At 46.8% G+C, this 14,690-nt stretch carries 10 protein-coding genes; 7 read left to right on the forward strand and 3 right to left on the reverse strand.

The features are described 5' to 3' along the window. Nucleotides 1-39: 39 nt before the first annotated feature. From pvuA to fecE, 5 genes are all read left to right on the forward strand, one after another. Entirely contained in the window at nucleotides 40-2,178 is a 2,139-nt protein-coding gene (gene pvuA, locus R7P69_RS00905) for a TonB-dependent siderophore vibrioferrin receptor PvuA (RefSeq protein WP_238952392.1), read from the forward strand. Between the two features lie 101 nt (nucleotides 2,179-2,279). Next, entirely contained in the window at nucleotides 2,280-3,203 is a 924-nt protein-coding gene (locus R7P69_RS00910; protein ID WP_238952396.1) for a Fe(3+) dicitrate ABC transporter substrate-binding protein FecB, read from the forward strand. Between the two features lie 74 nt (nucleotides 3,204-3,277). After that, on the forward strand, nucleotides 3,278-4,237 hold the full coding sequence (locus tag R7P69_RS00915; RefSeq protein WP_373921169.1) for a FecCD family ABC transporter permease: 960 nt from the start codon (nucleotides 3,278-3,280) through the stop codon (nucleotides 4,235-4,237). Continuing rightward, complete coding sequence (locus R7P69_RS00920) at nucleotides 4,234-5,205, forward strand: FecCD family ABC transporter permease (RefSeq protein WP_193447541.1); 972 nt, start codon at nucleotides 4,234-4,236, stop codon at nucleotides 5,203-5,205. The genes R7P69_RS00915 and R7P69_RS00920 overlap by 4 nt, the downstream gene beginning before the upstream one ends. A gap of 2 nt (nucleotides 5,206-5,207) precedes the next feature. Then, nucleotides 5,208-5,972 (forward strand): Fe(3+) dicitrate ABC transporter ATP-binding protein FecE, encoded by a 765-nt coding sequence (fecE, locus tag R7P69_RS00925; protein WP_054575393.1) that lies wholly within the window; start codon nucleotides 5,208-5,210, stop codon nucleotides 5,970-5,972. A gap of 118 nt (nucleotides 5,973-6,090) precedes the next feature. On the opposite strand, the gene R7P69_RS00930 is transcribed toward fecE, so the two are convergent. Next, nucleotides 6,091-7,977, reverse strand: a complete 1,887-nt coding sequence (locus R7P69_RS00930) for a methyl-accepting chemotaxis protein (protein WP_238952398.1) — start codon at nucleotides 7,975-7,977, stop codon at nucleotides 6,091-6,093. A 364-nt stretch (nucleotides 7,978-8,341) separates the two neighbouring features. Here R7P69_RS00930 and R7P69_RS00935 point away from each other — a divergent pair, with 364 nt between their 5' ends. Next, complete coding sequence (locus R7P69_RS00935) at nucleotides 8,342-11,092, forward strand: M16 family metallopeptidase (RefSeq protein ID WP_258618762.1); 2,751 nt, start codon at nucleotides 8,342-8,344, stop codon at nucleotides 11,090-11,092. An 88-nt stretch (nucleotides 11,093-11,180) separates the two neighbouring features. On the opposite strand, the gene R7P69_RS00940 is transcribed toward R7P69_RS00935, so the two are convergent. Together R7P69_RS00940 and R7P69_RS00945 are read right to left on the reverse strand one after the other, a co-directional pair. Further along, nucleotides 11,181-11,633 carry a bactofilin family protein gene (locus tag R7P69_RS00940; RefSeq protein WP_080659230.1) on the reverse strand — a complete coding sequence of 151 codons (453 nt, stop codon included), beginning with the start codon at nucleotides 11,631-11,633 and terminating at the stop codon, nucleotides 11,181-11,183. Then, the gene (locus R7P69_RS00945; RefSeq protein WP_005374721.1) at nucleotides 11,537-12,490 is read right to left on the reverse strand and encodes a M23 family metallopeptidase; all 954 of its coding nucleotides are present in this window, start codon (nucleotides 12,488-12,490) and stop codon (nucleotides 11,537-11,539) included. The genes R7P69_RS00940 and R7P69_RS00945 overlap by 97 nt, the downstream gene beginning before the upstream one ends. A gap of 427 nt (nucleotides 12,491-12,917) precedes the next feature. Between R7P69_RS00945 and R7P69_RS00950 the strand changes: the two genes are divergently transcribed. Next, nucleotides 12,918-14,672: a hypothetical protein gene (locus R7P69_RS00950; protein WP_005374723.1), complete on the forward strand. Its 1,755-nt coding sequence runs from the start codon at nucleotides 12,918-12,920 to the stop codon at nucleotides 14,670-14,672. Nucleotides 14,673-14,690: the final 18 nt, after the last annotated feature.

A 14,690-nucleotide genomic window follows, 5' to 3' on the forward strand; every position in this document is an offset into this window, starting at 1 on the left:
ATTCTGCCCGAGGCTCAATTTCTCGCAAAGGAGATCTTAATGTCTTACCAGAATTTGGATGGTAAAGTGCGTGTACGTGCTGGTTTGTCTACCACTTACAGTGTGCTTGCGATTGCAATCGCTTCAGCCACATCCATGAGCGCGGTTGCCGCTCCTGCTAAAAAAGAACAAACTACCGCGATGGAAACTGTCGTTGTCACTGGTAGTGTGATTGGTAACTCTGAAATTGAAGACGTCAAAGAGTACCCAGGTGCTCGTACCGTCATTACCCGCGATCAAATCGAGAAAACCGCCGCAGGCTCGATTGATAACGCGCTACAGCGCGTGCCGGGTATTAAAGTTCAGGATGAAAGCGGAACGGGCGTATTGCCTAACATTTCCGTACGTGGCTTGAAAGCAAGCCGTAGTGGTCATGCTCAGTTCTTGATGGATGGTGTACCGCTAACACTTGCGCCATATGGTCACACTGGTCAGTCTATCTTCCCAGCAACACTGTCGATGCTTGATCGTATTGACATTGTACGCGGTGGTGCCGCAGTACAGTACGGCCCAAACAACGTCGGTGGTGTGATCAACTTAGTGACCAAACCGATTCCACACACGTGGCAAACTGAAATCAGTAACCGCCTTACCGTGTTTGATGGCGGTGATGCGCCGCTGAATGATTTTTACCTGCGCACGGGCGGCTGGTTAAGCGACACATTTGCACTACAGTTGGAAGGTAACTTCCTAAAAGGTGAGAGCTTCCGTGAACATTCCGATACGGACGTGAAGAACTTTCAAGCTAAAGCACAGTGGCTATTGAGTGACACTCAAGAGATTCAAGCATTCCTGCAACGTTACGATGCTGAAACGCAAATGCCGGGCGCACTTTCGCCACAAGACTACGAACAAGATCGTCACCAATCGAAACGTCCTTACGATAATTATGAAGGTAAGTCGACACGCTGGAGTGTTAAGTACATCCACGATTTGCCATTTGCCGACAGTGCCGAGCTAGAAGTGCTAACGTTTGGCCATAAGTCAGAGCGTCTTTTCAAGTGGGGCTTTAACAGCGCGGGTGGCCATTGGGCGGATCCGGCTCTGCCAGCGACGGACGTTCGTACCTCTCCACGTGAATTTACCGTGTATGGTATAGAGCCAAAAATGGCGATGTACTTTGGCGAAGGTAAATCCGTTACTCAAAACTGGATCGTGGGTACCCGTTATGTTAATGAAGACATTGACTACAAACTCACTCAGACTCCAATCGCCGGTGGTGCAACCAGCGTTCCGCGTGATTGGCATCTAGATACGGACGCGTTTGCTGGATACGTTAGCAACGAAATTGGTTTGTTCAATGATACATTGAAGGTAACGCCTGGGTTGCGTGTTGAGTCGGTTCGAATGACGTTTACCGATCGTGGTAAAAAACAAACGGCAGACAACACCGTGACGGAATGGTTGCCAGGTTTGACGGTGGCATACAACTTAACTGACCAGTGGGTGACGTATGCGAACGCACAAAAATCACTTCGTGCGCCACAAATTGCCTACATCCGAGGTTTGGGTGAAGAAGGTAGCGAACTGGCTTGGAACTACGAAGTCGGCGCGCGTTACACCCAAGATGCGACCAGCTTTAACGCTGCACTTTATCGCATCGACTTTGAGGATCAATTGCAATGGCAAAGCTCAACGCAGACCTTCGATAACATCGGAAAAACACTTCACCAAGGCATAGAGCTTTCTGCTCGTTACGTGCCTGAAGCACTACCTGCACTGAGTTTAGGCGCAAGCTACAACTATCTAGACGCTACGCTTGAAGAAGAAGGCGCGAATAAAGGTAATCAACTGCCTTACACCTCTAAGCATCAGCTTGGTTGGGATGCAACCTACGCATTTTACGGCATGGACACCACGCTATCGGGCTTCTACTTCAGTGACTCGTATACCGATAACGCCAACACCAGTGCCGAAGATGCAACAGGCGCAACGGGTAAAGTACCATCTTACATGGTGTGGAATTTCAATTTGGGGACGGATTTATACAAAGACGACAAAGGCAAGTTACGCATGAATGTTGCGGTGAACAACTTGTTTGACGAGGAGTATTACTTCCGCGGGATTGATACAAGCCCAGTTGGTCGGTACCCAGCTCCGGGACGCTCTTACACACTGGATCTGAACTATCAGTTTTAAGCGTTTCGTTCACCGAGTTTGAAAAGAAAAGTCGCCAATTTACCTTGGCGACTTTGCCGATCTTAGGTAATGGAAAACTCTTAGCACTGGAAAAAAGCAAGATGAAAAATAAAAAACAATTTACGATCAAACACTTTTCAACCGTTTTGCTGATGCTGTTGAGCTCAGCTTTGATGTCATTTAGCGCATTTTCTCAGGCGCGCAGCGTGCAAGATGAGCAAGGCACTTTTGAGCTAGAAGCGATACCTCAACGTATTGTGGTTTTAGAATTTTCGTTTGTCGATGCATTAGCGGCAGTCGATGTCTCACCTGTAGGCGTCGCCGATGACAACGATGCCACACGAGTCATTCCTGCTGTTCGTGCCAAGGTTGGTCCTTGGCGATCGGTCGGCATGCGTTCACAACCGAGTTTAGAGGCTATTGCGGTGCTCAAGCCTGATATGATCATTGCCGATGCCGAACGTCATCGCGCTATTTATCAAGATTTGCAGCGAATTGCGCCAACTTTGCTATTAAAAAGTCGTGGTGAGACATATCAAGAAAACCTCGAATCTGCACAGAAAATCGGCGTGGCAATTGGCAAACAAGCGAAAATGACACAACGCATTGAGCAGCACAAACAGACAATGGCGGAGTTCAAACAGCATTTTGCGACACAAGAAACCATTCAGTTTGGTGTGGTTTCTGACAAAGGGATGTGGCTGCATAGCCCGGTTTCTTACGCTGGGGGCGTTTTGAGTACGCTGGGCATCCAAAGCCCGCTGGCTCCATCTGAGCAAAAAGCGTATATCCCAACCAGTTTCGAACTTTTACTAAAAACCAACCCTGATTGGTTGTTAGTTGGACTTTACTCTCAACCAAATATTGTGGATGAGTGGCGCAAAAACCCATTATTTAAGCTGCTAACCGCTGCGAAAAAACAGCAACTTGTTGAGGTCTCTCCTGAGCTGTGGTCGTTAAATCGCGGCATGTTGGCTGCGGAAGAAATTGCCCGCAATCTTGAAGCGTTATTGGAGCGCTCATGAGTGCGGCGATAAGCTCGGAAAGCGCGTCTTCGGTTAGCAAATCGCATTGGAAAGCGAGCTTGTTTGTCTGTGCTATGGCGTTGTGTACGCTCTCAGGCTATGCAGTCTCAATGATTGGCTGGTCCAACTTTTCTTTGAGCGTTAATGATCTGACAAGCTATTGGTTTGCGTTTGATGAGGGCAATATGCTGCATCAAATCCTCGCGACGCTGCGTGCGCCTCGTGCCTATGCTGGGTTATTAATTGGCGCTTCGCTTGCGGTATCCGGAGTGCTGATGCAAGGATTAACTCGTAACCCTTTGGCGTCGCCATCCATTCTCGGCATTAATGCTGGTGCGGCTTGTTTTATGGCCTTAGCGTCCATCGGCGTACCATTCTTTAGTCAATTGAACCCAATCATCAACGCAGTACTCGGCGCGCTACTAAGTGGTGGTGCGGTCATGTTGTTGGGCGGTTTTTTCTCCGCGCGTTCTCACCCATTGCGTTTAGTGCTAGCGGGCATTGCCATCAGTGCACTGCTGATAGGGTTAACTCGTGCGTCGGTAATTTTGGCGGATGACATGGCTTACAGCGTGTTGCATTGGTTAACGGGTTCACTCTCTGCGGTAGATTCTGAGCAGTGGCAGCAACTGTGGCCTTTTGCGACTTTAGGTTTGGTGCTCGCCATGGGCTTAGCGCGAAACTTAAATTTACTCGCGTTGGGGGACGAAGTTGCTGTCGGGTTGGGTGGTAACATTCGTCTTACGCGATTAATCAGTGGTTTAGCGGTTGTGCTGTTGGCGGGTACTAGCGTGGCGATTGCTGGGCCAATTGGCTTTGTCGGGTTGTTAGTGCCGCACTTGGTTCGCCCGATTGTTGGTCACAACTATCACATTCTCATTCCGGTTTCCGCTTTGTGTGGCGCGGCATTGGTGACGTGGTCAGATGCTTTATCACGATCGATTGCCTTTCCGGCTGAAACGCCAGTGGGTGTGATTACCGCGCTGTTGGGCACACCTTGCTTTATCGCGATTGCAATGAGGAAATCATCATGATGAATCAAACCAAACTGTTTGCATTAGTTGGATTGTTGCTGATTGCGTCTTCTCTCACGCTGTTTGTTGGCGCGGCGAACATGTCGGTTCAACAGGTTTTTGCATTACTGTTTTCTTTCTCTGACTCGGACTTTGTGATTCACCAATATCGATTACCGAGAATGTTGCTCGCCATTGGCGTGGGCGCTGGGTTGGGGCTGTCAGGCGTTTTAGTGCAAGGCGTCATCCGTAATCCACTTGCCTCACCAGATTTAATGGGGATAAGCGCCGGAGCAGGACTGGCGGCTACCGCTTGGTTGGTGCTGTATCCGAATGCGCCAGTGGCAATGTTGCCGATGGTCGCCATGGCGGGAGGCTTGCTTGCTGCTGGCTTTATTGCTGTGCTGGCTTACTGGTCGAAACCAACACCTGCGCGCTTGGCGCTGATTGGTGTTGCTGTCAGCGCATTTTTAGCCAGCGGTATCGACTTTCTTCTGATTGTGCACCCTATTGAAATCAACACAGCGATGGTCTGGCTAACCGGCAGTTTGTGGGGACGAAACTGGCAACAAGTGCCGTTTATTTGGAGTGCTTTATTGCTGCTACTACCATTGGCGTTTTGGCTGGCTTGGCGGCTAGATGTGATGGGACTGGGAGAAGAAAGCGCTACTACACTTGGCACGAAACCAAGACAGATCCAAATTCTTGCGTTGATTGCTGCCGTGCTATTGGCGAGCATCAGCGTGTCTGTGGCAGGCACGATCAGCTTTGTTGGCCTGCTTGCGCCGCATCTTGCGCGTTTGCTGTTTGGCCACAACCACAAGTTGTTGATTCCAGCCGCTGCAACCCTTGGCGCTTTGTTGGTGATTTGCGCCGATGGTTTAGCGAGAGGCTTACAGCCACCAATTGAGCTACCAGCGGGAGTGCTGACATCTGTTATTGGCGCACCATATTTCATTTTTCTTTTGTATCGTTATAGAGGTTGGTAAGCATGTTACGAACGCAGAACTTATCCGTCGCGTACGGCAAACAGACCATCATTCCAGATCTCTCTTTGTCGATTCCTCAAGGTAAAATTACCGCACTAGTTGGTCCAAATGGTTGCGGTAAATCGACACTATTAAAAACCTTGGTACGCATCAATAAACCCGCTTCTGGCCAAGTGTTGTATGACGACAAACCACTAAGCAGCTACGGTGATAAACGCTTGGCGCGTTCGTTGTCTTTGCTGCCGCAGATTCTTGTCAGTCCTGAAGGTATTACCGTCAGAAAACTGGTCGAATATGGCCGCTCGCCTTATCTCTCTCATTGGGGCCGGTTAAGTCAACAAGACAAGACCTTAGTCGAGCAAGCAATGCAAGATACTGGCGTGATCGAGTTTGCTGACAAGCCAGTTGAATCGCTGTCTGGCGGTCAAAGGCAAAGAGCGTGGATTGCGATGGTAATGGCGCAAGATACCGACGTAGTGATGCTTGATGAGCCAACCACTTACTTGGATCTTTCTCACCAAGTTGAGCTGATGAAACTCATGAGGCAGATGAACGACAAAGGCAAAACTGTGGTGGTAGTACTGCACGATCTAAACCAAGCGTGCCGTTATTGCGATCATTTGGTGGTGTTGGAAAAAGGTCAGTTAGTCACGCAGGGAACACCGCAAGAGGTACTGACAGAAGGTATGTTGGCATCGGTGTTTGATTTACAAGCGAGAGTATTTAACGACCCAATCTCAGGCACGCCGATGTGTGTGGCGGTGTAGGTCTTACGTCTTTCGAAAGCTATCTGCAATAAAAGCGTCGAGCCATAAAAATAAACCCCGCTAGTTATACATTTGCTAGCGGGGTTTGTTGTTTTTAAGTGCGTTCCTAACGTGGCGTTTAAGCCAGTTTAAACGTCGCTACTTTCGAGTTGAGATCCTCGGCTTGTGATTTCAGCTCAGCAGATTGATTCATCGATTCTTCGGCACCAACCACCAAGTGATCGGTCACATCTTTAATTGACGTGACGTTTTGCGTGATTTCATTGGTTACGTGCGTTTGCTCTTCGGCTGCGGTTGCAATTTGCGTTGCCATATCGCTGATCAACGCAACGGCCGCGTTGATTTCATCCAGAGCCAGTGCTGCGCGATCGGCATCTTCCACCGAACCTTGGGCAAGTTGAGAGCTTGTATCCATGATGGTCACAGCGCGTTGTGTGGTTTGCTGCAAAGTCTCGATCGTCGAGCGAATCTCTTCGGTTGAGGTGTGTGTGCGTTGTGATAGTACGCGAACCTCGTCTGCAACAACGGCAAAACCGCGACCTTGTTCACCTGCACGCGCCGCTTCAATCGCCGCATTCAGAGCCAGTAAGTTGGTTTGTTCTGCGATGTCTCGAATCGTTGATAGTACGGTTGAGATGTCTTGCGCGTGCTGGTTGAGCTCGCCGATGACAACACTCGCTTGGTTGACTTCAGAAGACAAATTGTTGATGGACGACTTGGAGTTGATCACCAATTCATGACCATTTTGTGTGCTCGCTGAAGAGTCTTGAGCGGCTTTAGCCGTCTGCTCTGCATGTGCTGCAATCTCTTGCGTTGCCGATGCCATTTCGGTCACAGCGGTCGCCACCATAGTGATTTCTTGTTGCTGATGGTTCAGATCAGAAACCGATTGATTCGCGCGATTCGTGCTCAGCTCCGATTGTTGGCTCAGTTCTTCCGCTTGGTGACGAATGTGACCAATAAGTTGCTGCAAACTTTCAACGAACTGGTTGAAGTTTTCAGCCAGCTCACCAACTTCGTCACGGTTTTCTACTTTGATGCGTTGAGTCAGATCGCCGCTACCGTTGGCGATTTGCGCAAGCGCATTCGAAACATTGTAGAGCGAACGGAACAAGATGTTACATAGCAGGTTAAACAAAGCCACACAGATAACGACGACGATAGTGGTTGCGATGATTTGATCCCAAACTGCATCGTAAAGTGGGGCAACCAACGAGTTTTGATCTAACACTGTGACCGTTGTGAGTTTGGTACCCTCTATGTGGCGCGCGTAAATCACATATTCGGTGCCGTTAATAGAGACGCGACGCTCTGTACCTGAACGTGCGGCAGACGTAATGTCGTTGTTGTTGAGGCCCAGCTTGCTAACCGGTTGATTCAGCAGTTTACCGTTGTTATGAGTGAAAATATTGCCCTGTTCATTGGCAATAAACATATAACCTTCACCCGGTAGGATCACTTGGTTGAGACTGTTCAGGATATCACCGATCTCTACGTCAGCACCCAGAACGACGGTTTGACCATGCAATTGCAGGGCTTTACCGAGCGACACGACGTTAGCCCCCGTGGCAGCTGCGACGGTCGGGTTATCCATAAAGACTTTCGATGGGTTGGCGATTGCATTGGTGTACCAGCCCCACTTACGAGGATCGTTATTACCTGGTGGCAAAACCACCCCATTAGCGTTGTCTTGTGACCCGTCCGGGTAAGCGAGGAAAACGTTATCGAACGCGCCAGAGTCTCGGACTTGTTTCAAATGCGTAACCAGAGAACGTTTCTCTGAATCAGAAGAGAGTGAAGTTAGTGCGCGCTCTTTAGAGAGTAGCCAGTCCTTTACGTATTGATTGTAAGATGCGCTAGTGCTTTCTAGTCGCTGTGCGACTTCGACATCGAGCCTATTTAATGAATCTCGAAAAGACAGCCCCTCTACCAGCACTCCCCCTAGAATGATGGCGGCACTGGCAGAGATTGCCAGTTTGTTTTTTAATGATAGATTTTTGAACATAAAGCGAATAATAGATCTTTGAATAATAGTTGTTGTGTTTTTATTCTCATCAGTGCTCTCTGCGCTGTTGAATATGCAGCAGAAAGTCAGATTCGAATCTGTTCAATAATTATATTTTATTGCTCAAAATAAATGCTGACTCCATGTCGCGAATTTGAGTTTTACACCAAATAAGCAAAAGGATTTGGAACGATATTATTTATGTATTTGTAAAGTAAGGATTTGTCGATTTTTGTAAATGAGAATTGATTTCAATAAATGGTGATCTTTATCACATTTGCGTGTCTGATAATCCATTAAAAATGTGAAGGTTATAGCACCGGATATATATTGATTAGCTTAATCATTGTTATGGGCAATCGTTATGCGCAGTATATTGTTAGTCCCCGCGTTATTAGTGTCAGGGTGTGCTCTGATACAACAGTCGACGCCGATTCAACCTGACGCCAACTGGCACGTGGACCAGTTATCGAACGGTATGAAATACCATCTCTATCCAACAGAAGACCAAGAAGTCTCGGTCCGTTTGGTGATGAATATCGGCTCATTCCAAGAAACATCTTCTCAAAAGGGTTACGCTCACTTTGTTGAGCATATGGCGTTTAATGGTAGTGAGCATTTTACCGGTAACGACGTTGTCAAACTTTTTGAGCAATCTGGTGGTAGCTTTGGCGCTGATATCAACGCTTTTACCAGTTATCAGCAAACGTCTTACCAACTTGACCTTGCGAATAATACGAAGCTAGAAGATGCCCTGAAGTGGATGAGAGATATCGGTAACGGACTTGAGTTTGCTCCTGAGCAAGTAGAGAAAGAAAAAGGGGTGATTCTCGGGGAATGGCGACGTGCCAATCCGGATGATAAGTCCTTTTCTATGCATGCTTACCAAGCCTCGATTGAAGGCACTATGTATGGTGAGCATGACCCAATTGGTACTCGCGAAGCGATTCAAAATGCTTCCTCAAGTAAGTTAAAGGCGTTTTACGACAAATGGTACCAGCCACAAAATGCCGAGTTGATTGTGACTGGTAATATCGACGTAGATTCACTGTCCAAGATTATCAAAAGCAAGTTCTCGAACTGGGAAAGTACCTCGGATACGGTAATAGAGAAGCGCCGTGATATTCGAGTGAACAACGAAAACAGAATCTTGCCAAGTAACACGATGGAATCACCAAGTCTTCATTTAGTGATTGAGCGTGGTCTAAGTGGCAGCGCGACGATTGAGCAACAACATGAAGTGTGGCGCGATGAAGTCGCAACACAACTCATTCAACAGCGTTTGATCCGTGTACTCAGTGATGCCGCTGAACCTTTTCAATACGCTTATGCAGAGCCCTATTACTCTAACTATCAGCGTATGATGTCGGCAGGTATTTCGTTTGCACCAGATCGCCGCGAACAAATGCACCAGACTTTCATTCGTACCTTGGCGTCGTTAAGAGATCATGGTGCGACTCAATCCGAGTTAGATAGCGTTATGTCAAATTGGCAAGGTGAACTTGCAAATATTGATTCAGATTGGAGTCAGCGCAAGCCAAACAGTTACGCAGAAGCACGTGTTTTTCAAATTGGACAAGACAGTGTCAGCCAATCAAAAGAGAATTACGCCCAGAGTTTGGCAGAATTCATCAACAACGAGAATTTAGAGAGCATTAACACACAATTGACGGCTTTATTATCTCAGCAGCCAAGCTTTTTTATTGGTTTGGGGAAAAGCGAAACGTCAGAGCAGTTCAACGGTGTATTTGCCGCTCTAAACAGTGCCTATCTTCAAACTGGCGAAAAACCGCTAGAGATGTATGACAAAGTGGATGGATTCTTAAAGCCTACCCAGGAAGGCAGCATCACGAGCATGCGTCAGGAAGCGGGTGGTTTTCAAGTCTATACGTTATCAAACGGTATCGAAGTGTGGTTCCAAAAAGATACTAAAGCGGGTGGTCGAGCGTATATTTACTATGCGAGCCAAGGTGGTAAAGCCGCTGTTGATCCGACGTTGTATGCCGCTTATGAAATCGCAGCAACAACGGCAATACGCAGTGGGTTAGGGGCATTTTCTGGTTCAGAGCTAGATAGCTACTTACGCAAAAACAACATTGCGCTTGGCGCGATGCTTGATGCGACCAGTCACGGAGCTCAAATTACGGCGCCAAATACGCACCTAACTGATGCTTTGAATGGACTATACAACCTAGCGACGGAGATTAAAGTCGACGAGCGCCAGATGGCAGCAGCGAAGCAAGAGTTTAAACAGCAGAGCGGCGCTTTTTTTGAATCACCGATGGGAAAACTGATTCAAAAAGCAAACGGCAATTCTTATTTGCCGGGGAGTCGTCATCGTATAGTGTCCAGTGATGATGTTGAACAAGTGACTTCCGAGCAGGTACTAGCGGTGCATGAGCAACTTTTCAAAACCAATGATGGTTTTAAGATGGTTATTGTTGCAAACGTAGAGCCGGAAGAAATTACACCACTTTTGCGTAAGTATGTGGCCTCTATCGAAATGAAACCGAGTCGTTCGATTGATTATCACGTTGCGTTTAACCCGGAAGTGCCGGAGCGAACTGTGGTTGCGGATGGGCATGAACCTTCATCGTTGTATGTAATGCGTTTGACTAATACGAGCGATTACCAACGTACGGCAAGAGACACGGTTATCGAAGATATTTTGCAACGTATTAGTAATGCACGTGTTTTGGATATTGTGCGAGAAGAGTCTAGCCTTGATTACAGCCCGAGCATTTACACCATGACACAAGATCGCGAACCCATCTCTGATTGGCTCTTGGAGTCTCAAGTTGAGCCCGAAGACGTGGCACTTTTAGAGAGTAAACTGGGCAAAGTGTTTGATGGTTTAGCGTCAAATATTACCCAAAAAGAAGTGGATACGGCCGCGAAACAACTGGCAGTCGCGATGCAAGGATTGGATGACAACCCAGCACAGAGATCATGGGCATATACTCGTTATTTGGTGCATGATTACGGCGTCGATGTGTTGCTTGACGTTGAGAAAGTGGCTAAGAGTGTGACGTTAGATGAAGTGAAAGCGCATGCAAAATCAGCTTTTGGTCCACAAGCAAAACGCTCGGTGATGGTTTTAAATCCGGCCGAATAATCACGTAGTTTCTGACGAAAATCGTGGCAATAGTAATAAAAAAGACGGCGTGAAAGCCGTCTTTTTTAAGCACTTTAATCAGAGCGTTTTATGCTGATTTACGCGCAAGTCGCTTTTCATTGTTGGTGTTGTTTTCTTTTGTGTTCGCACTGTCTTGAGCCTTACCCTTTAACGTTACCACTTCCTTTTCAGGTAATTCGGCTGCTTCACCAAAGAATTTGCCACCAGGTTCAATGCTGAGGTTATTGCTCCAGATCCTACCGCTTACGCGTCCCTTGGCAAGCACTTGAATGTGTTCTGCGTGACAGTTTCCGTCCATCATGCCGTTAATGATCAGCTGTTTAGCGTAGATTTCACCGTTTACTCGCCCGCTTTCTGCGACAACGAGAGTGCCTTCCACGTTAATTTGACCATCGACGATGCCATCAATCTGGACATCGTTTTCTACTTTGAGTTCTCCGCTAAGAGAACAGCCTTTGGCGATGAGAGTTGAAGCTGCTGAGCTACTCGTTGTTCCACTGTTTTGATTAAAGATTCCCATCGTATTCTTCGCTCCTTAGTAAAAATGTCTTCGAAATCATTAAGGCTCCAATCGACAAATGGTTTCGGATTCAGTGCTCGCCCAACAAATCGCACCTCGTAATGCAGGTGAGGGCCAGAAGAGAGCCCACTGTTGCCGGAAATTGCAATCAGCTGCCCTTTTTTGACGAACTGACCACTTTTTACTTTGAACGCTTTCAAGTGCGAATAAGAACTCGAAAAACCGAAAGAATGTTGTAGCCTGAGGAAGTTACCAGAGCCTTTATTACTGCGGCGGGTAACTTCCACTACCCCATCGGCAGGGGCATAAATTTTGGTACCGATATTTACGGCAAAATCGAGCCCACGATGCATTTTGGCAACTTTTGTCACCGGATGGATACGCTTACCGAATCCGGAAGATAGCCGTACGTTGCCGACTGGAGAGCCACTTGGTATTTGGTTTAATAACACCATGCGAACGTTTGAGGTTATCGCCGCTGCATCGAGCCTAGCATCCAAGTTATTTGTCGAGGTATGTTCTCCAACCCCAAGCACTTTCTCTAATTCACCCAAACGTTCCGAAACAAGTTGTACCCGTTCTTCCCGTTCTGAAAGGTCATTTTCTAGCTCTGATTTAAGTGTTTTCAGTGTGCTGAGCTCTTCACCCATGGTGCGTGAATGCTCTGTCAATTCAGCTTGTTTTAACGCTGCATTATCAACGCGAGTGTACAAGTGATGAATTAAGATTACGGTCGCGGCCAGAGCAACAACAAAAAAAACGAAAAACGTTTTTATGTTGCGTTGCATCCTTTTACTGAAGTACCAATGTCTTGAGCCATTGATAGTTGATATAGAGATCGTCAACTGGTCTTTCATCGTCTTCTATTGCTCGTATTTGGTATACGTCTCGTCACTGAGTTAGTAGGAATGTAAGGAAAACGAGTAGGGACTGCCAGAGGCAAATTGGAAAGAAGTGTCAGGTCGTGAGGCGTTTTCAGATATTAGATAAAAGACTCAATAAAGATTTAATATTCTGCTGATTTTGGTCGTAATTACTCCAAATCGCTTCATTTAACTGAATATTATGATTTTTAAGGCGGTTATCCGAGAAATTGGATTGTGAATATTGCCAATAGCATCCGCACGCAATTCAACTTACTTCACGGTTTGCCTTATAAATGTTGGATAATTTATCAAACCGACATTCATTACATCGATAACTTGTTTATGATAGCGGTTGATATAAAGCACTATTCATTGGCTTTAAACCTAAGCGTTACATTTCGTTTAGGAACACATAACTATGACAACGGAGTTGGTCGTGAAAAAACTACTATTGGCTACAGCAGTGGTCGCAGCAGCAGGGGGCGCTGGCTACCTGTACCAAAACAATACTACCGCGAGTGATGCAGGCTCACTGTTAACGCAAGTTCCTGCAGATTCACTTATGGTGACGTATCAGACTGAACCTTTTAACCATTATAAATACATGAACGCATTCGGTACGGCGAACCAAGGCTCGATTGCAGAACTTTTTGCCGATGAACCACTGTCTCCACAACAGCAGTTTGCAGTTAATTTATTCGATGGATACCTAGAGAGTGCTGCGTCGCCAGAAACATTAAAAGCTTATTTGGGCACCGGGGAAAACATTAATCCTGTGTTGTACACAATTGGTATGGTACCGGTGTACAAAGTGGATATTGAAGACCCTGCCGCGTTATGGAAAACACTGGATCATGAAGAGCAGATGAGCGGCGCTAAGCATGAGTTGGTTAAGCTTGGTGAAGTCGAGTATCGTCGTTACGAGATGACTGATTCAATTGACCCGCAGGACGGTATTGGCTTGGTTGTAGCCGTGGTTGATAACGTGCTTACGTTAACGGTTGATGTTCCGCAACTGGGCGTTCAAAACCCGATTAAAATGGCATTAGGGCTTGAAGCACCAAGTCAAAATATTGCTGAGAGTGGACGTCTTGAGGCGTTGCAAGCCAAATACGGTGAAAACAACAACTCTTTTGGTTACTTTGATCATCGCGAAGTGATTAAAGGTTTGACGACGAAAGATGGCAATATGTTTGCTCGTCAAATCAGCACGTTGGATGCAATAGATCCTGAACCAACTATTGAGGAAATGCGTTCACCAGCCTGCCATACTGAGCTTACTCAAGTTGCAGAAAACTGGCCTCAGTCCGTCGCGTTTGCAGAATACAAGATGAAAGGCGATCAGGCGTTCATTAAAGGTTCTTTTGTTGTTGAGTCCAACAATAAAGTGATTCTAGATGCGCTCAAGTCGATTCGTGGTGTATTGGCAGAGTCTAAAAGTGATAAGAGTTTCTTTAGTATGGCGCTTGGTTTAGACATCAATACGCTAGCGCCATCGATTGGTCAGATCTGGGCTGACTTGACTCAGCCTCAATACCAATGCTCTTTATTGACACAAATGCAGCAAGAGATGGGCGGCCAGAATCCAGCAGCCGCTGTAAGCATGGGGTCAGGCATGGTTAACGGCCTTAAAGGGTTAAGCCTGCAAATGTTTGATATCAAAGTAGATACTAATGCTCAGCATGGTGAAGTATTTAGCCAGCTAGATGGTATGTTGTCTCTTTCTGCCAATGATCCAATGATGCTTATTCAAACTGCGCAAATGTTCGTTCCTGAACTTGCTCAATTGCAAATTCAACCGGATAACCAACCTGTTAATGTCAGTGAGCTATTAGAGATGCATACTGGCATGAAGGTGGACGTGTTTGCTCGTCTAAACGAAAACCATTTCACCCTTTACAGTGGTGATAGTGCTGCGGAAGCAAGCAAAGAAGTGATGGCGCAATCACTTTCTCCAAATGGCTTGTTCAGCTTTGATTTTGATTCAGAGCGTATTTTGGAAGTGCTAGAGAGTGCGTCGTCAATCACTGGGGAGCCGGTTCCGGATGATGTTGTCAAAAGCTTACAAGGCGAGCTTGTTGGTGGTATGACGATGGACGTGACAGACCAAGGTATTGGTTTTGAGTTTGATTACCGTGGTGCAACTAAACCTGTAACGGTTGCACAACAGTAACACATTGAGTAGAAAAAG

It is taken from the genome of Vibrio sp. 661 (assembly GCF_033339315.1).
In the GTDB taxonomy this organism is placed as follows: domain Bacteria; phylum Pseudomonadota; class Gammaproteobacteria; order Enterobacterales; family Vibrionaceae; genus Vibrio; species Vibrio alginolyticus.

Coding starts and splice junctions, on each gene's coding strand:
- pvuA (WP_238952392.1), top strand. CDS start 40: ATGTCTTACCAGAATTTGGATGGTAAAGTGCGTGTACGTGCTGGTTTG.
- R7P69_RS00910 (WP_238952396.1), top strand. CDS start 2,280: ATGAAAAATAAAAAACAATTTACGATCAAACACTTTTCAACCGTTTTG.
- R7P69_RS00915 (WP_373921169.1), top strand. CDS start 3,278: ATGGCGTTGTGTACGCTCTCAGGCTATGCAGTCTCAATGATTGGCTGG.
- R7P69_RS00920 (WP_193447541.1), top strand. CDS start 4,234: ATGATGAATCAAACCAAACTGTTTGCATTAGTTGGATTGTTGCTGATT.
- fecE (WP_054575393.1), top strand. CDS start 5,208: ATGTTACGAACGCAGAACTTATCCGTCGCGTACGGCAAACAGACCATC.
- R7P69_RS00930 (WP_238952398.1), bottom strand. CDS start 7,977: ATGTTCAAAAATCTATCATTAAAAAACAAACTGGCAATCTCTGCCAGT.
- R7P69_RS00935 (WP_258618762.1), top strand. CDS start 8,342: ATGCGCAGTATATTGTTAGTCCCCGCGTTATTAGTGTCAGGGTGTGCT.
- R7P69_RS00940 (WP_080659230.1), bottom strand. CDS start 11,633: ATGGGAATCTTTAATCAAAACAGTGGAACAACGAGTAGCTCAGCAGCT.
- R7P69_RS00945 (WP_005374721.1), bottom strand. CDS start 12,490: ATGAAAGACCAGTTGACGATCTCTATATCAACTATCAATGGCTCAAGA.
- R7P69_RS00950 (WP_005374723.1), top strand. CDS start 12,918: ATGACAACGGAGTTGGTCGTGAAAAAACTACTATTGGCTACAGCAGTG.